At 57.3% G+C, this 24,037-nt stretch carries 19 protein-coding genes and 2 pseudogenes; 14 read left to right on the top strand and 7 right to left on the bottom strand.

Annotated features, from left to right (window positions below; translation table 11 throughout):
- Positions 1-153 precede the first annotated feature (153 nt).
- On the bottom strand, positions 154-2,214 hold the full coding sequence (locus AC6I6H_RS14065; protein WP_497954497.1) for a beta-galactosidase: 2,061 nt from the start codon (positions 2,212-2,214) through the stop codon (positions 154-156).
- Between the two features lie 207 nt (positions 2,215-2,421).
- Here AC6I6H_RS14065 and AC6I6H_RS14060 point away from each other — a divergent pair, with 207 nt between their 5' ends.
- Complete coding sequence (locus AC6I6H_RS14060; RefSeq protein WP_497954496.1) at positions 2,422-3,252, top strand: helix-turn-helix transcriptional regulator; 831 nt, start codon at positions 2,422-2,424, stop codon at positions 3,250-3,252.
- A 395-nt stretch (positions 3,253-3,647) separates the two neighbouring features.
- Here AC6I6H_RS14060 and AC6I6H_RS14055 read toward each other — a convergent pair whose 3' ends face one another.
- On the bottom strand, positions 3,648-4,106 hold the full coding sequence (locus AC6I6H_RS14055) for a hypothetical protein (RefSeq protein ID WP_497954495.1): 459 nt from the start codon (positions 4,104-4,106) through the stop codon (positions 3,648-3,650).
- A 164-nt stretch (positions 4,107-4,270) separates the two neighbouring features.
- Here AC6I6H_RS14055 and AC6I6H_RS14050 point away from each other — a divergent pair, with 164 nt between their 5' ends.
- Positions 4,271-5,185, top strand: coding sequence for an NAD(P)-dependent alcohol dehydrogenase (locus AC6I6H_RS14050; protein WP_497954494.1), 915 nt, complete (start codon positions 4,271-4,273; stop codon positions 5,183-5,185).
- 174 nt (positions 5,186-5,359) lie between these two features.
- On the opposite strand, the gene AC6I6H_RS14045 is transcribed toward AC6I6H_RS14050, so the two are convergent.
- Entirely contained in the window at positions 5,360-5,950 is a 591-nt protein-coding gene (locus tag AC6I6H_RS14045) for a LysE family translocator (protein WP_497954493.1), read from the bottom strand.
- A gap of 140 nt (positions 5,951-6,090) precedes the next feature.
- Here AC6I6H_RS14045 and AC6I6H_RS14040 point away from each other — a divergent pair, with 140 nt between their 5' ends.
- Complete coding sequence (locus AC6I6H_RS14040) at positions 6,091-7,002, top strand: LysR family transcriptional regulator (protein ID WP_497954492.1); 912 nt, start codon at positions 6,091-6,093, stop codon at positions 7,000-7,002.
- A gap of 69 nt (positions 7,003-7,071) precedes the next feature.
- Here AC6I6H_RS14040 and AC6I6H_RS14035 read toward each other — a convergent pair whose 3' ends face one another.
- Both AC6I6H_RS14035 and AC6I6H_RS14030 read right to left on the bottom strand, forming a co-directional pair.
- Positions 7,072-7,368: a hypothetical protein gene (locus tag AC6I6H_RS14035; RefSeq protein ID WP_497954491.1), complete on the bottom strand. Its 297-nt coding sequence runs from the start codon at positions 7,366-7,368 to the stop codon at positions 7,072-7,074.
- A 37-nt stretch (positions 7,369-7,405) separates the two neighbouring features.
- Positions 7,406-7,951 carry a hypothetical protein gene (locus tag AC6I6H_RS14030; protein WP_497954490.1) on the bottom strand — a complete coding sequence of 182 codons (546 nt, stop codon included), beginning with the start codon at positions 7,949-7,951 and terminating at the stop codon, positions 7,406-7,408.
- 468 nt (positions 7,952-8,419) lie between these two features.
- Here AC6I6H_RS14030 and AC6I6H_RS14025 point away from each other — a divergent pair.
- Together AC6I6H_RS14025 and AC6I6H_RS14020 are read left to right on the top strand one after the other, a co-directional pair.
- Positions 8,420-8,563: pseudogene (locus AC6I6H_RS14025) on the top strand (helix-turn-helix domain-containing protein); the annotation flags it as partial.
- 164 nt (positions 8,564-8,727) lie between these two features.
- A complete protein-coding gene (locus tag AC6I6H_RS14020; protein ID WP_497954489.1) occupies positions 8,728-9,975 on the top strand; it encodes a stalk domain-containing protein in 1,248 nt (415 codons plus the stop codon).
- Between the two features lie 631 nt (positions 9,976-10,606).
- Here AC6I6H_RS14020 and AC6I6H_RS14015 read toward each other — a convergent pair.
- On the bottom strand, positions 10,607-11,683 hold the full coding sequence (locus AC6I6H_RS14015; RefSeq protein ID WP_497954488.1) for a lactonase family protein: 1,077 nt from the start codon (positions 11,681-11,683) through the stop codon (positions 10,607-10,609).
- A 233-nt stretch (positions 11,684-11,916) separates the two neighbouring features.
- Here AC6I6H_RS14015 and lipA point away from each other — a divergent pair, with 233 nt between their 5' ends.
- The 5 genes and pseudogenes from lipA to AC6I6H_RS13990 form a co-directional block, all read left to right on the top strand.
- Positions 11,917-12,870 carry a lipoyl synthase gene (gene lipA / locus AC6I6H_RS14010; RefSeq protein WP_497954518.1) on the top strand — a complete coding sequence of 318 codons (954 nt, stop codon included), beginning with the start codon at positions 11,917-11,919 and terminating at the stop codon, positions 12,868-12,870.
- Between the two features lie 101 nt (positions 12,871-12,971).
- Positions 12,972-13,775, top strand: coding sequence for a lipoate--protein ligase family protein (locus AC6I6H_RS14005; protein ID WP_497954517.1), 804 nt, complete (start codon positions 12,972-12,974; stop codon positions 13,773-13,775).
- Between the two features lie 423 nt (positions 13,776-14,198).
- Entirely contained in the window at positions 14,199-15,890 is a 1,692-nt protein-coding gene (locus tag AC6I6H_RS14000) for an ABC transporter ATP-binding protein (RefSeq protein ID WP_497954516.1), read from the top strand.
- Positions 15,891-16,148: 258 nt separating this feature from the next.
- Complete coding sequence (locus AC6I6H_RS13995) at positions 16,149-16,295, top strand: hypothetical protein (protein WP_497954487.1); 147 nt, start codon at positions 16,149-16,151, stop codon at positions 16,293-16,295.
- Positions 16,289-16,444, top strand: a pseudogene (locus tag AC6I6H_RS13990) (NADP-dependent oxidoreductase); the annotation flags it as partial. The gene AC6I6H_RS13995 and the pseudogene AC6I6H_RS13990, both read left to right, overlap by 7 nt.
- Positions 16,445-17,052: 608 nt before the next feature.
- On the opposite strand, the gene AC6I6H_RS13985 reads toward AC6I6H_RS13990, so the two are convergent.
- Entirely contained in the window at positions 17,053-17,496 is a 444-nt protein-coding gene (locus tag AC6I6H_RS13985) for a hypothetical protein (RefSeq protein WP_497954486.1), read from the bottom strand.
- A gap of 463 nt (positions 17,497-17,959) precedes the next feature.
- On the opposite strand from AC6I6H_RS13985, the gene AC6I6H_RS13980 reads away from it, so the two are divergent.
- The 4 genes from AC6I6H_RS13980 to AC6I6H_RS13965 all read left to right on the top strand — a co-directional run bounded on the left by AC6I6H_RS13980 (position 17,960) and on the right by AC6I6H_RS13965 (position 23,858).
- The gene (locus AC6I6H_RS13980) at positions 17,960-18,610 is read left to right on the top strand and encodes an SMI1/KNR4 family protein (protein WP_497954485.1); all 651 of its coding nucleotides are present in this window, start codon (positions 17,960-17,962) and stop codon (positions 18,608-18,610) included.
- A gap of 406 nt (positions 18,611-19,016) precedes the next feature.
- Positions 19,017-20,000 (top strand): ADP-ribosylglycohydrolase family protein, encoded by a 984-nt coding sequence (locus tag AC6I6H_RS13975; RefSeq protein WP_497954484.1) that lies wholly within the window; start codon positions 19,017-19,019, stop codon positions 19,998-20,000.
- 443 nt (positions 20,001-20,443) lie between these two features.
- Entirely contained in the window at positions 20,444-22,324 is a 1,881-nt protein-coding gene (gene htpG / locus AC6I6H_RS13970; protein WP_497954483.1) for a molecular chaperone HtpG, read from the top strand.
- A 250-nt stretch (positions 22,325-22,574) separates the two neighbouring features.
- Positions 22,575-23,858, top strand: a complete 1,284-nt coding sequence (locus AC6I6H_RS13965; protein ID WP_497954482.1) for a glycoside hydrolase family 125 protein — start codon at positions 22,575-22,577, stop codon at positions 23,856-23,858.
- Positions 23,859-24,037 lie beyond the last annotated feature (179 nt).

Genomic DNA, 24,037 nt, shown 5'->3' with positions numbered 1-24,037 from the left:
TCAAAAAGCGGCTCCCCCGGATAAGTAACCGGGAGGAGCCGCTTTTTTTTGCTATTCGTTGAGAGGGAGCCGAGCCGCTTTTGCTATTCGTTGCGATGGAGCCGGGCCATTTTTGCTATTCGTTGAGAGGAAGCCCCATCACCTTCTGCAATTTTATGCGGACAGAATCAGCACGCCGAAGCCGGGGATCGTCACGTCGCCGTAAAGCGTGTCGCCGCTCAACAAATCAACGGTATCCGGGCGGCTTACCCGGATGGCAGCGGGCTGCTCGGCGTAGTTGAGCAGGAACACGAACCGGCCCGCTTCGCCCTCGCGGATTTGCAGCTCCACCTCGGGCGAGAGCTCCAGCCAATCGGCGGCCGGAGAAGCAAGACCGAGAAGCGGGATCATCCGGCCCGCCGCTTCCTCGTTGAACACGGCGCCGTAGTACCACACCTCGCCTTTGCCGAAACGGTTGCGGGTGAGCGCCGGTTTTCCGGCGTAGTAGTCGGATTCGTAAACGGCCATTACGTCAACGCTATCCGACTCCACGGCCAGAATATCGTTGAAATCGTCGGCCTGGCAAAGCTCGGCTTGGACTCCGTCATCCGCCCACCGCACAAACGTGGCCTCCCGCGTGCCGTTCACCATCGTGAACTCCTCCACGCTGATGCCGGCGAGCTTTGCGGCCGCGCCCGGAAAAGGCGCCATGCGGCAGTGCCCGCGCTCGTCTTTGTAGCCGGTCCGGCAGCCGAGCACCAGCTTTCCGCCCTGCTGCACGTACGCTTCCAACAGCGCGGCGGTTTCCTCCCGCATGATCGCCGGATGCGGATAGACCAGCGCCTCGTAACGCAGCAGCTCGTCCAGCGTCGTCCCGGTGCGCAGATAAAGCATGTCGTTCGGGATGTGCCGCCGCGTCAGTGCCTTGAACCAGTTCCGGCTGCTTTTCCACTGGAACGGCCCATGCCACACATCGTATTCGCCATCCCACTCGTTGTCGTAATCGCGGACGATCGCAACGGCGGCCCGGTTGCGTGTGCCGGCAATTTTGCCGCCAACGGCGGCAAGCTCCGCGCCAATCCCTCCAGCCTCGCGAACCCGACGGTTCGGGCGGTTGTGGTAGTCGTTCAGGCCGTGCCAGTAAATCTCGTTGCCGAAAGTGGCCGTCCGCCAGCGGAAATAGAGCACCCGATCCGCGCCGTGGGCAATCGACTGGTAAGTCCACAGCCGCATTTGCCCCGGCTTCGGCGATGGCATGTTCATCCGGCCTACCCAGCCGCCCGGCCCGGCCTGCTGCTCCATGATGCAAAAATTCGGGCGGATGGAGCGCACCGCGGAGAGCGTCAAGCTCCAGCTGCGGTCGCGGAGCGGCGCGGGTTCTTTATCGTCGCCGATGGTCGAAAACTGCGGATACGAATCGTAGCTGAACAAATCCAGGTGCTCGTCCGTCAGCCGGTGGCTGTCGAGGTGTCCGAACAGCCCGTTGGTCGTGATCCAGTGCTTCGGCGCAAGACGCCGGATCACCTCTGCCTGAAGGCCCGCAAACGCGATCGTCGTGTCGGAAATAAACCGCTTTTCATCCAGGGCCTGATGCGGATTCGGCTGATGGGCCGAAGCGGTCGGCCGGGGCAGATAAATCTGCTCCCACTCCGTATACGTCTGGCTCCAGAACACCGCGCCCCAAGCCTCGTTCAGCTTGTCCAGCGTGCCGTATTTGGCCCGCAGCCATTCGCGGAACGCCCGGTGGTCGGACTCCGCATAAAACACGCCGATTTCGCAGTTCAGCTCATTGTCGATCTGCCAGCCGACGATGGCGGGGTGCTCCGCGTAATGAGCAGCCAATTGCTCCACGATCCGCACGCAGAGCTCGCGGAATTTCGGGCTGGTGTGGTTGGTGTGCTGGCGCAGTCCGTGGCGCAGCGTCATGCCGTCGTACGTCACGTTGAGCGACTCGGGGTAGCGATCGGTCAGCCAGGCAGGCGGCGTGGCGGTCGGCGTTCCGAAAATCACCTGAAGCCCGTGCTTGTGCGCCAAGTCCAGCGCTCGGTCGAACAAACCGAACTCGTAACGCCCCTCCTCCGGCTCGAAAATGGTCCAGGCAAACTCACCCATCCGGACAATCGACAGCCCCAGCTCCTTCATTCTCCGAAAATCGTCATCCCACATCGCCTCCGGCCAATGCTCAGGGTAATAACAAACGCCGAGCTGGACGGTTTGCGCTTGCGCGTTTTGCATTCGGACAGCCTCCCGGTCATCATAATAAAGACGGAACGGCAGGCCCAGACGGCCTTGTCCGCTCCTTTCGTTCTCAATCTGCGGAGAAACAATGTAAAAAAATTGCGTTCCGTTTGCTCCATTTTCATTGTAAAATCGGGAAAAGCGCCTGTAAATCGAACGATCTTGCGATGATATAACGATCTTGCGGCCGAAGGGGGAACGCCTGTGAAGCAGCATTTTTACCTGCCGCCGCCGTCGCGGCCCGATTACGTGTGCTACCCGGAAATCCTCGGGCGGTACACCGATTTTCCGCAGCATATGGAGCGGCGGGAGGAGGGGCTTTTGCAGACCTACAACCTGCATCTGGTGTTTGGCGGCGAAGGATATGTGTTTCAGGAGGGGAAAAAGGTCGAGCTTCCGGCCGGAACGGGTTTTTTGTTCCCGCCCTGTGCGTATCAGCAGTACGGCTCCGATCCGGCAAGGCCCTGGGATGTCCGGTGGATTCATTTTCATGTCGCGGGACCGTTCCCGCTGCTGCAGGAGGCGGACCGGACGCGCGGCTGGCTGTTCACCTACGGCCGGGGGGACCGGCTGGCGGAGCTGTTCGAGGAGCTTTTTGCGCTGAGCGGGCCGTTTGAAATCCGGCAGGAACCGCGCATTTCCGCAGCGCTTTACGAGCTGCTGGCCGAGCTTAAGCACAACTCCGGCACGCTGACGGAAGCGCCGCCGATGCCGAGGCTTCACTCGCTGCGTGCGGTGGCCGACACGATTCACAGCCGGTGCGAGGAGCCATGGGCGCTGGAAACGATGGCCCGGCTTTCGGGCTTAAGTCCCTTTCATTTTTTGCGCGTCTTCCGGCGGACGATGGGCAAGACGCCCGCGCGCTTTCTCCTCGAATGCCGGATGGTTCGCGCCAAGCTGCTGCTCGTTTCCACGCGGCTGCCGGTGGCGGAGATCGGGGGGCGGTCGGGGTTCGCGAACCCGAGCTATTTTATCAAGGTGTTTCACCGGGAGGAAGGCGTTCCGCCAAAGCGGTACCGCGAGCTGTACGGATAGGACGAGGGAAGCGAAGGGGAAGAGGGCAGTAGAGGGCATTTTCATTTGCGAAGGATGGACGGATGGGTTCGAAAGCAGAAATTGATCATTATCCTCGTAGTGGGTATTCCAGACTAATGTCGGCCAGTCAATAAAATAATGTTTTCTCGTGATCTTGCCTATCAGTTTCCCCTGCTTAATCTTACCGTTTTCAAAATGCCGTACCATCCCGACGGCCGGCTCGTAAAGTTCCCCATGAGGACCAATAAGCTGGTGATGCTCTCCCACAATGTAAGCCGGCAATGCCAGATACCAGATGAGAGGGACCCCAAAAACGCCGAGTGCCAGTAAGGGGGGAAATGCTCGCTTGTTCTTGCTCGTTTTTTCATTTTTCCCTCCTGTGGAGTATGAAGCGCTTATTTTGGGGTGGATGGAGCGTAGGGCCTGACTTCATCCAGCAGCAGGTCGAATAACCGGCTGTCCGCGTCCCGGACCTTGTATTTCTTTTTGTTGCTGGCAATTTCCCCATGCTCGTTAATGTCGAGGGGGTATTCCGCCCAATTTCCATCCCGGTCGTGGTAGGCCACATAAGCCATGATGAAATCACCATGGTTGCGAACATCGGCAGGCATAAAATGCCGGGTATACGTTTCCTTTTTCAACAGGGTCAGGATATCGGCAAGCTGTTTCGGATCATCTATTTCTTTAAAAGGCGTTGTAAGCTCTCCATTATCTATGATCATGTAAATTGTTATCTTATCCAGCCTCTTTTGATACGGAAAAACGGTACCGGCCGACAGCGGAATCGTATAGTATACAACGGGACATGCAATCAAAAGCACAAGAATACCAAGGACGATCAAGCGTTGTTTCATCAGGCGGCTTCCTTTCGGCCAGTACAAGTGATTCCGGATGGACAAAGGTGCAGGTTCTTTTGAGTCGATTGGAATCAGGTATCATTACTATACCTTATTAGGAATAAAAAAGAATAGATACATTAAAAAGGAATTCCCAGCGAAGGAATTTAAGGAGGAATCCCATGAGGGCGATGGTGTGCACCGGATACGGACCGCCGGAGGTGCTGAAGCTGGCGGAAGTCCGCAAGCCGGTGCCAAAAGACAACGAAGTGCTGGTCAAAATTCACGCGACCACCGTATCGGCGGGGGATTTGCGGGTGCGGGGCTTTCGGAGTCCGCCGCTGTTCTGGCTCCCCATGCGCATGGTGCTTGGGGTTACGAAGCCAAGAAAGCCGATCCTCGGCGTTGAGCTTGCCGGCGAGGTCGTCCAGGCGGGCAAGCAGGTGAAGCGGTTCAAGAAAGGCGACCGCGTGTACGCCTTGACCGGGATGGGCTTTGGCGCGTATGCCGAATACGTTTGTTTATCCGAGAAGGCGATTATGGCCCTCCAGCCCGCAAACGCAACCTACGAGGAAGCAGCGGCGATTCCGTTCGGCGGGACGTCGGCGCTGTATTTTTTGCGGAAAGGAAAAATACGGAGCGGGCAAAAAGTGCTCGTTTACGGTGCTTCCGGCTCGGTCGGCACGGCGGCGGTTCAGCTGGCGAAGCATTACGGAGCGGAGGTAACGGCGGTGTGCAGCGCCGCCAATGCGGAGCTGGTGAAGGCTCTTGGCGCCGACCGCGTCGTGGATTATACAAAAGAAGATTTTACGGCGCACGGCGAACGGTATGACCTCCTGTTTGACGCCGTCGGAAAGCTTGCGAAGCCAGTGGCGCGAAAAGCCCTGGCTCCGGAGGGGAGCTTTGTGACGGTGGACGGGCAAGGGATCGCGAAGGTGCGGCCGGAGGATCTGGACACGCTCCGGGAGCTTACGGAAGCGGGGAAGCTGAAGCCGGTAATCGACCGGTCGTATCCGCTGGAGCAAATCCCCGACGCCCACCGGTACGTGGAAACCGGACGCAAAAAAGGAAACGTCATCATCAAGGTGGCGGAATAAACGGGGACCGGGGGAAGGCTTTCGCATCGAACGGGGTGCGGGGGCTTTTTTCTTTTGTCGAATTATCCCCCTTCCACGCTGCCGCTCCCGCCCGGCCTGGCAAGGAGGGGATTTTTTTTGTTGAAGCGTTGACTTTTATGGGCTCATCCTAAAAACTGGCAGAGGGGCGATCTTTTACCCGCCCGCCACCCATACATAAAAAGCTACGGCGACCAACGAACCGCCCATGACGAGGTTAAACGCGCGGATGCCGTTTTTTACTTGGGTGAGAAAACGGAGCTTTGAGCCGAGCAGGGCCCAGGCGGCCAGAGAAAGATAGCAGATGACAAAATAGAGGCCGACGAACACGAACAGCATCCCGTAAGAGCCGTTCAGGCCAAAGGCAGTCACGCCGGACAGGCAGGCGATCCAGGCCTTCGGATTCAGCCACTGCATCAAAAACCCGTGGCGGTACCCTGGTCGGGCTTCCTCCTTTGCCGCGAGCTCCGGGCGGGATCCTGCAATCTTGCAGCCGATATAGCCCATATAACCGGCTCCGGCAAATCGCAAAAGGCTGTCGAAAAGCGGAACCTGCGCCACCAGACCGGATATTCCGAGCCCGACCGCCGTCAGCAGAGCCGCAAACCCGATGGTGGCGCCGGATACGAACGGAATGGACCGGCGGAAGCCGTAGTTGACGCCGGAAGAAAGGATCGTCAGGTTTACCGGCCCCGGCGACAGGGACATGGACAACGAAAACAAACACATGGCGATGATAACCGGCATTTTCCCGCTCCTTTGCCGCAGCTTGCTGGAGTCACTATAGCGCGCCGGGAGCGGGGCGTCCAATCGCAAGTTCGGATGGCCGCCATTTGAAAACCGGATCGGTCACGTCACACGTCAGCCAAAAGAGGAGGCTGCAACATTTGGAATTGTACCACCTGAAAACCTTCGCGGGGATTGCGCAAACGGGCAACCTCACCGAAGCGGCCGCCATGCTGAATACGAGCCAGCCCGCCGCCAGCGCTCATCTGAAGGCCCTGGAAGCGGAAGCGGGTTTTCCGCTCTTTGAGCGGATGCCCAAAGGGATGGTCCTGACGGAAAAAGGCGCGGAGCTTCTCCGGGAAGCCCAAGCCGTTTTGACCGCCGTCCAGGCCTTGGAGCGGAAAACGGCCGCCTTGCGGGCGCAAACGAAGCGAACCGTCCGCATCGGATTCAACACGGACGGCGGACTGCTGCGGGCCGGGGAGCTTTTTGCGGCTGTGCGGGAATCTTTGCCGCAGGTCGAGCTGCACGTGCTGGAGACGAAAAGCGAGGATTTCCCGGCGGCCGCCGCGGCGGGCAAGCTGGACGCGGGCTTTTACTACGGCCCATCCGCCGATCCGGCCATTCACGGGCTTCCGCTGGCCTCCTTCCGGATGGCGCTCGTTTATCCGGCGGGCTGGGCGGTTTCCGGGGAAGCGACCTTGGAGGCATTCGCGCAAAAACCGTGGATCTGGACGACGCAGGGCTGCCCTTTTTACCGTCAGTCGAGGGATTATTTTCTGCGGCGGGGGCTGGTCCCGCAAAAAATTCTCCACGTCGATGACGAAGCTTTGATCGGTGAGCTGGTGCAGAACGGGGTGGGCTGCTCGCTTCTGGCGGAGCCGATCGCGACGCGCTTGGCGCGGGAAAAGCGCGTAGGGGTCTGGACAGGACTCGATTTCTCGGTCGCGCTGCATTTTGGCTATCTCCAGGAAAAGAAAACCGACCCGGTTCTCCATGAACTCGGGTCGGTCGTGACGCGGCTGTGGGGCGAGGGCACCCCTTTGGCGGCGGACGGCGGGGGTCAGCCGTAAGGAACCTCTTCGGCGGACGCCGTTCCCCGGCAGAGCTCGGGAAACGTGTTCGCGATCCGGGCGGCCTCGTCATAGCCGAGGCTGCTGGGACACGAGGATGGGGTATTCTCCGTTCTCCGGGGTGCTGCGCATGTCCCGGATGTAGTGGGTTCCGCTCCCGTCCATGGCAAACGTCACCGCGCCCGGCTTGTACTGCGCGTGAAGCGGGTGAGCAGCCGGAAACGGGTTGCGCTGGCGCTCGGCAATCTCCCGCAATTCCTCCGGCGAAAGCGGCCGGTTCCAGTTTTGCGCGAAGAAGCGGAGGCCGTTTACCGTCAGCCCCGGAAAACGCCGGTACGTGGTTTCTAACACCGTCCCCCATTTCAAAAAGCGTCCCTCCCGTTCAAGTTGTCGAATTCGTTTGCTAGTCGTCCGCGAGAATCAGAAAATCCTCGGGCTGCTTTCGAATCGCGTCGTTGATCAACTGCACCGTATAGGGAGCGGCTTCGAGAAAGCGGGCGTGCAGAGAGCTTACGGAAGCAAGAAGCTCCGGATTCTGAAAAAGAGCCTCACGGCTAACAGCGAATCCGTCCAAACGAGCGGGATGTCGGATACGGGCGAGGAGCGATTCCGTTTCAACCAAGACCTGGCGCATCGTTTCGGCTCCCAAATAGCTTGCTCCTGCTTTAAGGGCGGCCCAGGTTTTCGGCTGGGCTCTGAAGTAGGCGCTCCACCAATAAAACTCGGCGAGCGATTCGACGGCATGATCATGGTATACACGATAGGCAAACAAAGCGCGCTGCCCGTCCGTCAACCGCCCGAAAAATTCTTCCTTCATCGCCGCATCGTTTTCGATCGTCTCTTCGGCGGCTCTTTTCTTATAGGACTGTATCAGAGGGATGAAGCAGGCGTCGCAAAGGGCGTCTTTTTCCAGCTGCATGAAGCTCCAGCGGTTCATTTTAGGCTTCAAAAGGCGGTCACTCTCCTCCACGCCAGTATACCGAAGCGCTGGAAGGCGCGCCAAGTTTTTGCTGCGTTTTTTCTGTAAAGGGTTTCTCGTTGATGGGATAGAACTGTCTGGGAAAAGGGATTCTTTCCACTTTAGTATGATGATTGCTGGATTTCCTCTAAAAGATAGAGTGCATCCTGGAAACCCTGCAGATAAATATTCTTGTCTAGGATGGATTGAACCGTAAGGTGTGCGTCTTCATACAGGAAAAGATTATGTTTTAAATGTTCCGGCAAAGTTTCCCTAAGGATAGCCAAGTGTTCTTCTCGTTCCCTGAATTGAAGGGTAAAGTCCGTATTTGCCGTTTTTTAGATGGCGGAGGATCATTTCAAGACGGATACGAACAAGCGGATCGACTGCGGATTCCAAACTATGTATCATTCAGGACACGCCTCCCTTGATAACTTTATAGAGTCATTATATGACTACCGTTCGGGATTAAGCCGAAATTCGATTAATAAGCTCTATCGGGAAGTGAATATGGAAACAACAAAGCTGGAAACCCTCTTTAAATTGTGCGACACGTTTAACTGCAAGCTATCTGACTTAATTGAATACTCGCCGGATCGATAAAATGCTTTTATCAATTGCTATAATTAAACCTCGTACCCATAGTTTCTATGTATTTTCTCTTCTTCCATCAAAGCGTTTGCTGGCTGAAAAAATAGAAACCCGGCCGGATGAAAAACCGTCTATTGGGAAGGAAAGTTAATAGGGAGAGGGAGAGGGGCCGCTTCATGTTGAAAATAGGACGTTTTATTCTGGCCGCCGCGATCGCAGTGACGGCCATTGTTCCGGCGGCAGCGCCTGTCCAGGCAGCGCCTGCCGCGTCTAGTAAGGTTACGATTCTGATGGACGGGTATCCGCTGCCTTTTCCGGTAGAGCCGATGGTCGTGAGGGGGACAACCATGGTTCCGTTCCGGGCCATAGCCGAAGCGCTCGGGATCGCGATCAAATGGGAACCGAAGCCCGGCCGGATTACGGCCGTTCGTTCCAGCTCCGCAGGCAAAAAAACGGTGGTGCTGACCCTCGGCAGCAAACAGGCTCTCGTAGACGGCAAAGCCGTGACGCTCGTCCAGGCGCCGACCGCGGTAAAGGGCAGCACGCTGATTCCTTTGAACTTTTTTAGCCAGCAGTTTGGCGCGGCGGTCACCTGGACGCAAGCCACGAAAACCGTCACGATTACCTCTCCGAAAAAAGACATGTACACGCTCGCGTTTTACGCGCTTTCTTCTTATGACGAGCGGAGCCTTCTGCCGAGCTTTGACGAGGCGGCCTTTGGCTGGAGCCGGATCGAGCGAAATGGCGAGTTCACGACAAGCGGCTCGGAATACCGCTGGCCGCAGGCGGCGGGAGACGATACGCCGGAATCCATCGTGCAAGGGGCGGAGCGGGACGGAACCAAAACCTCGCTGATGGTTTATTCGGTGGATGGGCAGGGCGAATTGAGCAAAAATCTGGTGGACCCCGCGCTTCAGGCCCGGACGATTGAGGCGATCGTCAATACAGCAAAGGAAAAAGGCTTCAGCGGCGTCACCCTGGACCTCGAAGGACTTGGACTTAGCGGCGACATCGCCAAGGAGCGGGAAGGGTACAACGTCTTTGTCAAAACGCTGTCCGGTAAGCTGCGCGAGGCGGGACTCACGCTCAACGTGGCGGTTCACCCGCTGAACGGCGCTTACTCCGGTTACGATTACAAGGTACTGGCTGCGGTGTCCGATCATCTCATCCTCATGGCTTACGATTACGGAGCCGCCAAAACCCCCGAACCGCTGGGGAAAGTGGACGAAGCGATCCGGCTTGCGCTGGAATACGCTCCGAAGGAGAAGCTGCTTCTCGGCATCAACGCAAACAGCGAAACCGCCTCTACTATCGGCGCGAAGGTGGGGCTAGCGAAGCGGTACGATCTGAAGGGCATCGCCCTTTGGCGGCTCGGGCTGCTGCAAGCGGACTGGGCCGGGCTGGATCAAACGGTGGAGTGGTAGGGATTCGGACGGTGGAGTGGTGGGGAACTACGGGACGGAAGACATTGGCATGTGTAACGGTTGCCACAGCGCTTATTTGGGCGAAAATCGCCCTTTTTTTGTTGTAACGGTTGCCACGGGGCTTATTTGAAGAAAAAGCTTGCTCAACCCAGCCAAAAAACGGAAATAAGCTCAATGGCAACCGTTAGAATTCAAAACCCGTCTTTTTTGGGCAAATAGCCGCTGTGGCAACCGTTACATTTCTCGTTGGTCGCGTTAGCCGCAAAATTTATCGTTCGCAGGCTGCGATCGTGTTCAACACAAGTACGTTAAGAGAGAAGGAACGGACCGAGGGGAAGCACGGCGTCAACCGAGGTTGTTCAACCTCACCGCGAAGGAGAAAGAAGTGGATTCCGAATGCTCAGGCAGCTCCTCCTATGAGAGCATCCGGTTGTTTCCTAAGCAAAGTAGTCCCCCACCGATAAGTAAAAGAAGACCGCCAACGATAAGTAAAAGAAGACTGCCAACGATAGGCAAAAGAGGACTGCTAACGACTAGCAAAAGAAGACAGCCGACGATAAACAAAAAAAGACTGCCGAAGCAAGCTCGGCAGTCAAAAGCCGGACGGCCCGCCCTCCGGCTTTTTCTTTCCCTACAAAAACTTCACGCACACCGGCTTCGCCACGGACAGCTCATGTCCCGTCGCGGCAAGCCGCCCGGTTTCCGCATCGCGGGCGAAAACGACGACGTTGTTGCCGTCGCGGTTGGCCGCGAGCAGGAAGCGGCCGTCCGGCGTCAGCGCGAAGTTGCGCGGGTGTCCGCCGCCGGTGGGGATGTGCTCGACCGGGGCGAGTGTCCCGTCCGCTTCGTTTACGGCGAACACGGCGATGCTGTCGTGGCCGCGGTTGGAGCCGTATACGTAGCGGCCGTCCGGCGACACGTGAATGTCGGCGGTGTAGCTTTCGCCGTCGAAGCCCTCCGGCAGAGTGGAGACGGTTTGTTTTTCCGTCAGGGCGCCGGTTTCCGGGTTGAAGTCATAGGCGATGATCGTGCTGTTCAGCTCGTTGATCACGTAGCCGTACGGCTTTTGCGGGTGGAAGGCAAAATGGCGCGGCCCCGAGCCCGCCGCAACCGTGTTCTCCGACTGCTTCACCAGCCTGCCGTTTTCCGTATCCAGCCGATACACGACGATCTTGTCCGCGCCGAGGTCGGAGACGACGGCGAAGCGGTTGTTGTTGTCGAGAAAAGCCGAGTGGCAGCGCGGCTGCGTCTGCGCAGGCAGAATGCTTGCGCCTTCGTGCTGATGCACGTCCAGCAGCTCGCCGACGCCACCGTTTTCCCCGACGGCCGACAGGCCGACCATGCCTCCGTGATAGCTGGAGGTGATCAGGAACCGTTTGGTCGCATCCAGTGTGACATGGCAGGTGGGCGAAGCGACCGTCGGCGCGTGGTTGACCGGCGTCAGCTTGCCGTTTGCCGGGTCGATGGCGAACGCGGCGGCTTCTCCGGCTTTTTTGCCGTCGGGGCCGATTGCTTCCTGAATGGCGTACAGCCGCAGCGCTTCGGGATTTACGGCCAGGAAGGTCGGGTTATGCAGGCCGGTGATCGATTCCAATAGCGTCAATTCGCCCGTCTGCCCGTCAAAGCGGCACGCATGAACGGACGGTTCGGTCGGCTCGGCGTAGGAACCAAGGAACACCAAAACCTGAGATTCGGATGATTCGGACATGGGAGCACCTCTTTTTTAAGCGATGTTGGATGGAAAAATGTCTCTCTGTGCATTATCGCAAAACGGACGGGGCAAGGCAAACCGCGGCAGAAAGCGCGGCAAAAGCAATCAGAACGAGCATGCGGCTGAAAAAGGAGGGTTGGGGATCAGGAAAGAAATTCCGTTCTCCCCGAAACTTGAACCCGCTCCCCGGTACGACTACAATGTAATGGAGAATGAAACTCAGTCTGGGTATGGTTGGGCTGCGAAAGAGCAAACGGGAATATCCAACAACGATCTCAAGGAGGAGAACCATGCGTCAGACAATGGAGAGAAAACCGGATTGGCTCCGCATTTCGCTGGATACCGGGGGTACATACAACGAACTGAAAAAAATGATGCGCGGCCGCAAGCTGCATTCGGTGTGCGAAGAGGCGAAATGCCCGAACATTTACGAATGCTGGAGCCAGCGGACGGCCACCTTTATGATCCTGGGCAGCGTCTGCACCCGGGCTTGCCGCTTTTGCGCCGTGACAAGCGGCCTGCCGACGGAGCTGGACCTGGAGGAACCGGGCCATGTGGCCGAATCGGTCCGCGACATGGGCCTCAAGCATGTGGTCATCACGTCCGTCGCGCGCGACGACCTGAAGGACCACGGCGCCTCGATGTTTGCCGCCACGATTAACGCTGTCCGCGAGCTGAACCCGATGACCAACATCGAGGTGCTGATTCCCGACCTCGGCGGGGAAGCCGACCGGCTGCAAATTGTCCTCGACGCGAAGCCGCATGTCCTGAACCATAACCTGGAGACCGTGGCCCGGTTGTCCGACAAGGTGCGCGCCAAAGCGAAGTACGACCGTTCGCTCAGCGTGCTGCGCCAGGCAAAGGAACTCCGTCCCAATCAAACGACGAAATCCGGCATCATGGTCGGACTCGGCGAAACGAAGGAAGAGCTCGTGGAAGCGTTGGCCGACCTCCGTGCGGCGGGCGTCGATATCATCACCATCGGGCAGTATTTGCAGCCTTCGCTCAAGCATCTTCCGGTGCAGCGCTATTATACGCCGGATGAATTTGCCGAGCTGAAAAAAGAAGGCCTGAAGCTCGGCTTCGCCCACGTCGAATCCGGTCCGCTGGTCCGCAGCTCGTACCATGCGCACGAGCAGGCCGAGCATGCCAAAATCCGGCGCGAAGCGGCGGTAACGGAATAAGCGGGGAGGCGCTATTTTTCTTGAACGGAACGGAAGGATTGAGCAAAAAAGGGCCCGTGCCCGCCTGGCGTTTTGTCCATACGGGCCGGCGCTCCGGGGCCATGAACATGGCCATTGACGAAGCGATGATGATTGCGCAGCACGAAGGACGCATTCCTCCTACGGTGCGGTTTTATAATTGGGGGCCGGGAACGCTGTCCGTCGGGTATTTTCAGAAGGCGGAAAAGGAAGTCGATTTCGCCGCTTTGGAACGGCACGGCGTCGGGTTTGTCCGGCGGCCGACCGGCGGACGGGCCGTTCTGCACGACCGCGAGGTAACGTATTCGCTGGTCGTGCCGGAAACGTACCCCGGCCTGCCGGCGCTTGTACAGGAGGGCTACCGCATGCTGAGCGAAGGGCTGCTGTACGGCTTCCGCCGCCTTGGGCTCGATGCGGAGATGGCCGGCGCGCATGACATGGCGGTCGGGGAAGCCCACGCCGCCCGCCAGACGCACTCGGCGGCCTGCTTCGATTCCCCGTCCCGCTACGAGCTGACGGTGGAAGGACGGAAGATCGCGGGCAGCGCGCAGGTGCGCTCGCGCGGCGTTGTTTTGCAGCACGGGTCCATTCCCGTGGACGCGCAGACGGATCTCCTGTTCGAGCTGCTGCGGTTTGCCGAAGGGCGCTCGAAGGAGCGCTGGAAGCGCATCGTGGAAGAAAAAGCGGTCGCGATCAACGAAGCGCTCCGCGCCAAAGGCGGCCGCGAAGCGACGCTCGCCGAGGCGGAGGAAGCGTTCCGGCTCGGCTTCGAGGAAGCGTTCGGCGCACCTCTAGTGCCGGAGCCGCTTTCGGCTTATGAGGAAGAGCTGGCGGCCGAGCTGGTGGCCACAAAATACGGGACGGAGGAATGGAACCGGTCGCGCTGACACAGCCCGCCATGCCGCGCAGGCGTTGATTGCGCCCTCCGCTCTGGCTGCCGTTACGGCAGCGGAGCGCAGCACCTGGGGCGGGCTTCCCTACCGGCATATGGCGCAGCACTCCGGCTCGCGTGCCGTCGCAGCAAACGTTGCGCTCCCCCGGCTCCGCTGGCGTCTCGGCAAACATTGCGCATTCCCCCGGCTCCGCGTGCCGTCGCGGCAAACGTTGCGCATTCCCCGGCTCCGGCCGCAGCCTAGGCCATGGCCTTGGGCTGACGGCCGGGAGCCGGGTTATTTTTAGAAGAAAACGGCGGTGATTCCGGCTTGACCAAAACCAACTCAACCCCCGGGCCTGCCCAAAAGCCGTTCCGCGCCTATCTTGCGTTTGTCAAACCGTACTGGAAGCTTGTGACCGTGACGGTACTGATCGGGATGGTCAAATTCGGCATCCCGCTGACCCTGCCGCTCCTGATGAAATACACGGTGGACAACCTGCTGACCGGCGAACTGCCGCCCGACGAAAAAATCCGCGATTTGTTCCGGATGCTCGCGGCGGCGTTTGTGCTGTTTGTGGTCATTCGCGCGCCGGTGGAGTATTTTCGGCAGTATTTTGCCCAGTTGACCACCTCCCGCATTTTGTACGACCTGCGGTCTCATCTGTTCGGGCACATTCAAAAGCTTTCGCTGCGCTACTACCACAACCACAAGACCGGCGAGGTTATATCCCGGATGATCAATGACGCGGAGCAGACCAAAAGCCTGGTCGAAACCGGCATGATGAACGTCTGGCTGGACATGTTTACGCTCAGCATCGCCCTGGTATTCATGTTCTCGATGGACGTCAAGCTGACGCTGGTGGCGATTGCGGTGTTCCCTTTTTATGCGCTGTCGGTGAAAACCTTGTACAAACGGCTGCGGCAGCTGACCAAGGCCCGCTCGCAGGCACTCGCCGAAATGCAGGGGTACTTGTACGAACGCGTCGCCGGGATGCCGGTGATCAAAAGCTTTGCCCTGGAAAAGCACGAGCAGGCCCAGTTCGGCCGCCGCAACGGCCGCTACCTGGAACGGGCGCTCGCCCATACCCGGTGGAACGCGACAACGAACGCCATCGTCAATACGCTGACCGATATCGCGCCGCTCCTTGTCATCGGATACGGAGGGTATCAGGTTGTAAAAGGGAATGTAACACTGGGAGCTTTTGTTGCCTTTTTCGCTTATCTGGACCGGCTTTACGCCCCGCTGCGCCGTCTCGTCAATTCGTCCACCGAGCTGACGCAGGCAAGCGCCTCGCTGGACCGGGTCATGGAGCTGATGAACGAGCCGTACGACATTACGGATGCACCGGACGCGAGATCGGCTTCGCGCCTGACGGGCAAAGTGGAATTCGACCGGGTCTGCTTCCGTTATGATGCATCCTCCGATTGGGTGCTGCGGGACATTGATCTGACCATTCATCCCGGGCAGACGATCGCCCTTGTCGGCATGAGCGGCGGCGGGAAGTCTTCGCTGATCGGCCTCATTCCCCGGTTTTACGAAGCGCAGCAGGGTGTGCTCCGGCTCGACGGGCAGGACATCCGGTCGTTCACGATCCGCAGCCTGAGGGAGCAGGTCGGCATGGTGCTGCAGGACAACACGCTGTTTAGCGGCAGCGTGAAGGACAACATTTTGCTCGGGAAGCCGGGCGCTTCGGACGAAGAGGTGGAAGCCGCGGCAAAAGCGGCGAACGCCGACGGCTTTATCGAGCTTTTGCCAAACGGGTACGACACCGAGATCGGGGAACGCGGCGTCAAGCTGTCCGGCGGGCAGAAGCAGCGCATCGCCATCGCCCGCGTGTTTCTCAAAAACCCGCGTATTCTCATTCTCGACGAGGCGACCTCGGCGCTCGACCTGGAGTCCGAGCGGCTGATCCAGGAATCGCTGCGGACGCTCAGCCAGGGCCGCACGACGATTATCGTCGCCCACCGCTTGTCCACGATCACCCACGCGGATCAGATCGTGGTCGTCGAGGACGGCCAAATTACCGAGCGGGGCACGCACCGGGAGCTGATGGAGCGGGACGGCTCCTATGCCCGGCTGTTTAACGTGCAGCGTCTGGATAACCCGGCCGGGCTTGATGAAGGCTAAGGCTAGCGGAGAGAAAGTGACGGGTCGTGGCCGGAAAAGAAAAGTGGATTGCGGCAAATGTCGCGAAACGGCAGAGTGAGACTGGCATAATGGCGTGATGAAACCAATCCACGACGGGAAAAGGCCGGCGCAGCAGGACAAAGAGAGCGGCAAACGGGTAAGAGGTTACGGAGGTTCGGCAAAGCGCGCCGTTCGGGAAAGCAGAACGGCAGGCTGCCGGGCTGCGTAGCCTTTTTTAATGAAAAGGAGGAAGGATAAATGAAGAACAGACAGTTTGTGCTGGCCGGAAGACCCGAGGGGATGCCGTCCGAGGAGCATTTTCGGTTGGAGGAAGCACCTTTCCCCGAAGCAGGAGACGGAGAGGTGATCGTCAAGACGCTCTATGTTTCCGTCGATCAGGCGTGAAGGAGCTGCGCGGGTGGCTGAAGGAGGGCAAGCTGAAGCAGCGGGAGACGGTGACGGAGGGGTTCGAGAACATCCCGAAAGCGTTTCTTGGGCTGTTTCACGGCGAAAACATCGGCAAGCAGGTGGTCAAAACGGCCGGGCCGGAGTGACGGGGAGTTTAGCAGGTAGTTTCGCTCCAATCGATCCTCTCTGGTCCCTTTGATTTTTCGCAGAATCCTGCAATTGTGCAGCATTCTCGGTTGGCGGATGGCTCTCGTTCAGCGTTTGATGCGAAAATGCAGGATATTCCTTCGTTTCCCCCCGAATGTAGGCCAGGTGGAAGCGAAATGATGCACAATCGCAGCATTTTCCACAAATCGGGCGTCCGGGAGGGAATAATGCTGCATAATCGCAGGAATAGGAGCTTGCTCTTTCTGTCCTTAGAGCTCAAACGCGGGTCAGCCGGGTCGGTAAAGGGCACGTCGGTTAAAGATAGAATGCCCTTGGCTCTTTTGCTCACCGGGAACCTGTTATTTCGCTGGAAAACCTGTGCTGCAAAGCCTTCCTTGCAAAAAAGCTGTCGGACAGCCCCGACAGCCGGAGAGCGGCATAAGCCGCTCTTTTTTATGCGATTGTTCATGTGCGTACAAAAGCGCGTGCGTTTCCAGAGTTCAATTAGATCGTGAATGTTGTCTTCCCGGTGGGAGCGCGGTGCTTTGACGGGCTTGTGATAACAACGGACTTGTTATAGGAAAGGTCTGGCAGAAGCTTTCCGGTATCAGGCATACGGCGCTTTAGCGTTCTCCAATTGACGGAGCTTGCTTTTCCAGTCGGCGATTCCGCCAATCAAGCTGCCGGTGAGAATAAACAAGCCCAGCACCATAAGCTCGCCCGGATTCAAGCGCTCCGCAATCGCTTGCGGTGTCCGGTTGCTGCCCGCCAACTGGCCGAAAAGAATGGTCGCCACCAACACAAAAAGGTAGAACAGACTCTCCCGCGCCGCGTTCCAGACGAAGGAACGGCTGTTTTTCCGGCGCGCCCAGCTTTGGAGCCGCCGCTCCCGAATCCGGTCGTACCGCCATACAAATAACACCGTGGCTACAAACAACAGAGCCACGACCGCAAAGTAAAAAACCGGATAATAAATGGTGGTGAGAAAAGGCAGCAGAAGCAGCACGAGCAGCGAGCCAACCAGAATTCCAATCCGCAAGCTTTTATCCAACGCAACCCCCTCCTTTTTCTATTATAGTCGAGATCAATTCTAGAAATAAGCTTTTTCACCCGTCATAAACCTCCCTTGTTCGTCCTGCGCGCCCTTGGGTGCGGTTTACCTGCATGCAAAGGGATTCGGGCGGAAATAGGCACAGATTACAGGGATATAGGGCACGATTTTAGGATTTTGCTGGAGTGGGGGGAGGAAAAACAGAAATCGAAGAATTGCGCAAGGATGCGCTACATCTAAAATAGATCGGTTTGTAAAGGCTCGTTTTGCAATACTAGATGAATGCCAAAACAATGGGCCAAGAGGGGATCAAAGATTGCAGTTCAAACGCGCCGTCAATATTGGTAAAATTAACAATAGATGAATCACTTGCCACTCTATCGGCGTAACGACATGCAAAAAGACGAATCGAAAAGGCAATTGGAGAAGCGTACCGTATCTTTGATGGACCAGGAGGCTTGAAATGATCAATCCGCAATCTTTATCGAACTTCAATCTCTATCCTTCCGTTGATGAAAATGAAATAAACAAAGTTGAGAGGGAAATGGGGTTGAAATTCCCTGGAGTCTTTCGGGAACTACTTAAGTTCACCAACGGGTTTGAAACGAACGAAGGAGTCGTCATTTTTGGTACTGATATGCTGAAGGAAAGAAATCAAACCCATGAGGTTTCCGAATACGCTCAGGGGTATGTAGCGGTCGGCAGCAACGATGGAGGAAAGTTCTATTTCATGCTGGCCGATACGGATGCTACGGAATTATTACAAGTAGATGCGGGTGTTATGAATCCGCAATTCGCCTCCGTAGTCAGTAAGAATTTCTTGAATTGGATACATAGCGGAGCACTCAACATAGATTTATTAGAAGTAGAAGAGGAAACGGAAAACGGGCCGCTTTGTGATCTGATTCTGACCCATCCCCTTAGGGGCGGGGCTTTGGATCTAAAGAAAATTCAAGAGGTCTTTCAAATAAAAAAGGGGCTGTTTGATTTGCTGAAGGGCTCGAAACAACTTCCTTATGTCCTCATGCAGGACATTCCTATTGACTTAGCTAAAAAAAATATAAAAGAGCTAGGCGAACTTGGCGAACTGCTAAGAATATCGGATGTTCATTAAGGTGGGGCAGCTAGCAAAACATACATGGGAAAATCAGTTACAAACCATTGAGTTTCAAGATAAAAAAGTTGACTGGCTGCTTTCCGTTTCAGACTTTTTTATGCAAAACAGATCGATAGTTTCGATATTGAGCGAAATCAGTTTTGTAGGATCATGCTGCTTTCCATTTTCGGTTGCGCATGCCAAATAAGCCGGGCGACTAAGTTCAAGTGGAGCTAGCTCAAGTCATGCTTGGATCACGAAACAGGCCGGTTATGGTCAAATCCCGCCGTGTTTTCGCCTTTCCTTTCAAGTTTCGATTACAGCTTAGGGGACGGGAGACGAAAAGGCGGAGGAGTTCGCTTCCGCAAAACGCGGCCGATATAATAATAGCATGACCGTTTTGGTGAAAAGGGGAGGGGAAAACATGGCGGACAGGCAGAGCAGCCGCTTGGACGGCCCGAGCGTCCGAGAGCGATATCTGGGCAGCCTGCTCGGGCTTGCGGCGGGAGACGCGCTGGGCACGGCGGTGGAGTTTTCCCGGCCGGGAACGTTTGAGCCGGTAACGGATATGCGGGGCGGGGGCGCGTTTCGGCTGAAGCCGGGGCAGTGGACCGACGATACGTCGATGGCGCTTTGCTTGGCGGAAAGCCTGCTTGCCCAAAGCGGCTTCGATCCGCTCGACCAAATGCGGCGGTACCTCCGGTGGTACCGGGAAGGCTATTTAAGCAGCACCGGCGAATGCTTTGACATCGGCAACGCGACGCGCGAGGCGCTGCACCGGTTCGAGCGGACGGGTGAGCCGTATGCCGGCCTTCCCGATCCGCGGGCGGCCGGCAACGGCCCGATCATGCGGCTGGCGCCGGTGCCGCTGTACTACGCCGAGGACGCAAAGCTTGCCGTAGAGCGGGCGGCCGACAGCTCGCGGACGACCCATGCGGCGGCGGAATGCCTGGATGCCTGCCGGGTGCAGGCGGCGCTTCTCGTGGGGGCGGTTCGCGACTGGGACAAGGAGCGCCTGCTTGATCCGGCGGCATTGGACGGGCTTTTGCCTGCGGCGGAGCTTGCCCCTGCGGTTGCCGAGGTGTTTGCCGGCTCGTACAAAACCAAAGAGCCGCCTGCCATTCAAGGCTCCGGCTATGTCGTCCGGTCGCTGGAAGCGGCGTTGTGGGCGTTTCACAAGTCCGCGAGCTTTGCGGAGGGAGCGCTTCTGGCGGTCAACCTCGGCGACGATGCGGATACGACGGGCGCAGTCTATGGCCAGATCGCGGGGGCTTACTATACGGCAGCGGGCATCCCGGACGAGTGGAAAAACAAGCTCGCCATGCGCGAGCGGATCGAGGAATTGGCGCTTCGGCTGCATGCGGAACGTTATACGGCCATAAATGATACCGGCTTCGAAAGGGATTGAACTTCGAGAGCAGCTTGATGTTTAAAGCGGTCGGCTTTGGCCGACCGTTTTCCTTGAATGGCGACCGCGCCAGACGAAAGGGGCGGCGGGACAGCAGCCGTGTTGTGACCGAAGTTTACGGAACGGCAGGCTTAACGCCCGGTGTGATTTCCCAGGAAATTTCCATTCCTCGCATCGTATCCACCGAGTTAAGGACAAGACGGCGCGGCTTCGGAAGCAGCTGGCCGGCGAGTTGACGCGAACCTTTTGAGACGAAACAGACCGTCGTTTGTGTGTAACTCCGCCGTCCCTTCCTTGTCAGCCTGGGCGTCGCCTGAGAGGCCGGCTGCGGCCCGGTGCGCAATCCAGCAGTTGACAGCAAAAAAACGATTGTGATATACAAGAAGTAGTGTTAGCACTCCGAACTTGGGAGTGCTAACGAATTGCGAAAGGAGAACCGTCCCGTGGCAAAAAAACAGTTTAAAGCGGAATCGAAACGGCTGCTGGAAATGATGATCAACTCGATTTACACCCAGAAGGAGATTTTCCTCCGGGAGCTGATCAGCAACGCCAGCGATGCCATTGACAAAATCTATTACAAAGCGCTGTCCGACGACCGGATCGTGTTCAACAAAGACGACTATTACATTCGTGTGGAAGCGGACAAGCCGAACCGGACGCTCACCCTTACGGATACCGGGATCGGCATGACGAAGGAAGAGCTGGAGAACAACCTTGGCGTCATCGCCAAGAGCGGCTCGCTCGCCTTCAAGAACGAGAACGAAGCAAAGGACGGCCACACGATCATCGGCCAGTTCGGCGTCGGCTTTTACTCGGCGTTTATGGTTGCCGACAAGGTGACGGTGGTCAGCCGGGCCTATGACAGCGAAGAAGCATTCAAATGGGAGTCGTCAGGAGCCGACGGGTACACCATCGCGGCGGCGGAGAAGGCCGAGCCGGGCACCGTGATCACGCTGAAGATCAAGGAAAACTCCGAGGAAGAAAATTACGACGAGTTCCTGGAAGAATACCGGCTGAAAAGCATCATCAAGAAATATTCCGACTTCATCCGTTATCCGATCAAAATGAACGTGACCGGACACCGTCCGAAGGAAGGCGCGGAAGGCGAGTTCGAGACCTATACGGAAGAGCAAACCGTCAACAGCATGGTGCCGATCTGGCGCAAAAACAAAAGCGAGCTGACCGATCAGGACTACGAGAACTTTTACGCGGAGAAACGGTACGGGTTTGACAAGCCGCTCAAGCACATCCACCTGAGCGTGGACGGGGCCGTGGTGTACAACGCCATTTTGTTTATTCCCGAAAAGACGCCGTTCGACTACTACACGAAGGAATACGAAAAGGGTTTGGAGCTTTACTCCAGCGGCGTCCTGATCATGGAGAAATGCGCGGACCTGCTCCCCGATTACTTCGGCTTCGTCAAAGGGATGGTCGACTCCGAGGACCTGTCGCTCAACATCTCCCGCGAGATGCTGCAGCATGACCGCCAGCTGAAGCTGATCGCCAAGAACATCAAGAGCAAGATCAAGAGCCAGCTGCAAACGCTGCTGAAAAACGAACGCGAGAAGTACGAAACGTTCTACGCCTCTTTCGGCCGCCAGCTGAAATACGGCGTTTACAGCGATTACGGCGCGCACAAGGAAGACCTGCAGGACCTCCTGCTGTTTTACTCCTCCAAAGAGAAGAAGCTGGTCTCGCTGGATGAATACGTCTCCCGGATGCCCGAGGAGCAAAAATACATTTATTACGCCGCCGGCGAATCCATCGAGCGGATCGACAAGCTGCCGCAAACCGAGCTGGTCGCCGACAAAGGCTATGAAATTCTTTACTTCACCGACGACGTCGACGAATTCGCGATCAAGATGATCCTGAATTACAAGGAGAAGGAATTCAAATCGGTGTCGAGTGCGGACCTTGGCATCGAAGCGGCCGACGAAAAAGATGAAAACAAAGCCGAGGACAGCGCGGACAAGGAGCTGTTTGAAGCGATGAAAGCCGTGCTTGGCGACAAAGTAACGGGGGTCAAAGCCTCGAAGCGGCTGAAAAGCCACCCGGTCTGCCTGTCCACCGAAGGCGAGCTGTCGATCGAAATGGAAAAAGTCCTGAACATGATGCCCGACAGCCCGGGCGTCAAAGCGGACAAGGTGCTGGAGATCAACGTGAACCACGACGTGTTCCGCTCCTTGAAGGATGCTTATGCACAGGATAAGGAGAAGCTGGGGCTGTACACGAACCTGCTGTACAACCAGGCGCTTTTGATCGAAGGGCTGCCGATTCAGGACCCGGTTGAATTTACCAACAGCATCTGCAAAATCATGGTCTGACGCGGTACCACGCCGGTCAGGTCAAGAAAAACGGCGCTTTCTCCGCCTTCGCCGGGGGAGGAGGCTGCCGTTTTTTTGCATTCCGGGAGGAAGAGGGGGGGTGCCAAAAGGCCGAAAAGGAAGCCGACCGGGCGGATATCTGCTACAATACCCTTGTTGACTGCCGCAGACTAAATAAGCGGTTGGAGCCAAGCTTTCCAAGCTTCCGGCTTGTTTTTATCCCAAACCCCAGCATAGGAGAGACAACCAGATGACGCAGAGCTATACCCAGGCCGACATTCTGGCCCTTGTGGCCGAGAAGATGAAGCATCGGCCGAAAATTGTCCAAATGTTTCAAAGCTGCTATCAAAACACGCTGGAAACGACGATCCGCCGGCACGAGGACGGAACGGTCTTTATGCTGACCGGCGACATCCCGGCCATGTGGCTGCGCGATTCCGTCAATCAGCTGCGGCCGTATCTGCTGCCCGCCGCTGCGGACAAGGACCTCCAGGCCGTGATCGAAGGCGTGCTCAAATCGCAGCTGCGGGGCATTTTGCACGATCCGTACGCCAACGCTTTTAATGAATCCGACAACGGAAAAGGCCACCAAAGCGACCGGACCGAGCTGACCGGCTGGATCTGGGAACGGAAATACGAAATCGACTCGCTTTGCTACCCGATCCAGCTTGCATACCTGTATTGGAAGAACACGGGGCAGACGCGCCAGTTCGACGCCGTTTTCAAGGAAGCCGCCGAGCTTGTGCTGAAGACTTGGCGGACCGAGCAGCATCATATGGAAAAATCGCCGTATACCTTCGAGCGCGACAACTGCCCGCCGACCGACACGCTTCCGCGCGAAGGAAAAGGCAGCGAGGTCGGCTACACCGGCATGACCTGGTCGGGCTTCCGTCCGAGCGACGACGCCTGCGTGTACGGCTACCTCGTTCCGTCGAACATGTTTGCAGCCGTGGCGCTGCGGTACCTGGAGGAGATCAACGGCGCGTTTTACCGGGACGAGGCGTTTGGACGCGAAGTCGCTGCGCTGCGCGAGGACATCGAGCGGGGCATCCGGGAGTTCGGCGTCATTCAGGACGAGAAGTTCGGACCGGTTTACGCCTATGAGGTCGACGGTCTTGGAAACGTACATGTGATGGACGACGCCAACGTGCCGAGCCTGCTGTCGCTTCCTTATCTGGACTACTGCGCCAAGGATGACCCGCTTTACCTTAACACCCGCAAAATGATTCTCAGCCCGCGCAATCCGTACTATTATGAAGGAACGGCTGCGAAGGGCATCGGCAGTCCGCATACGCCCCAGGACTACATCTGGCACATCGCGCTGTCGCTCCAGGGCATGACCTCGGCCGACGATGCGGAAAAAGAAGAGCTGCTGGACACGTTCGAGCGTACGGACGCCGGGACCAACCTGGTGCACGAAGGCTTCCACAAGGACGACCCCGCGAAATATACGCGGGAATGGTTCTCCTGGTCGAACGCGATGTTCGTGGAATTCGTGCTCAGCGTTTGCGGGCTGGAGATCAAAAAGAATTAGCGTAGCCTCTCTTCCCGCCGGATGCGGCTGCAAACCAGGCCCGGTAGGGGATTCAGGAATTGAATGATGCAAATATGCATTAATATAGAGCCCAAACGAATGATTTAACCGGGATTGTTGCGTTTCTGCATCATTATTCGCCTTTTGGCACCGTTTGGCCGCGAATCGCCAAACTATCC

This window comes from Gorillibacterium sp. sgz306347, from assembly GCF_059735245.1.
Note: the sequence above shows the minus strand (reverse complement) of the source record. Positions and strands in the feature narration are given on the sequence as shown.